Genomic DNA, 236 nt, shown 5'->3' with positions numbered 1-236 from the left:
CCCGTCATCGGGAACATCAGGCCGGCGGCGAACAGCGCGTACATCGCCTGGCGACCCTTGAACTCGTAGCGGGCGATCACGAAGCTCGCCATCAGGGCCAGGGCCACCGCCCCACCGTGGTGGCGACCGCGGAGATCACCGAGTTGCTGAACTGGCGCCAGAACAGCCCGCTGGTCAGCACGTCGGTGTAGTTCTTCAGCACCCACGGGTTGGGCCAGCCGGACGGGTCGACGGTA

At 67.4% G+C, this 236-nt stretch carries 1 pseudogene; it reads right to left on the bottom strand.

Annotated elements, in window-relative coordinates:
• A pseudogene (locus tag BN358_RS28150) lies at window positions 1-236 on the bottom strand (carbohydrate ABC transporter permease); the annotation flags it as partial.

Origin of the sequence: Sedimentibacter sp. B4 (assembly GCF_000309315.1) — a bacterium.
In the GTDB taxonomy this organism is placed as follows: Bacteria; Bacillota; Clostridia; order Tissierellales; family Sedimentibacteraceae; genus Sedimentibacter; species Sedimentibacter saalensis.
Note: the sequence above shows the minus strand (reverse complement) of the source record. Positions and strands in the feature narration are given on the sequence as shown.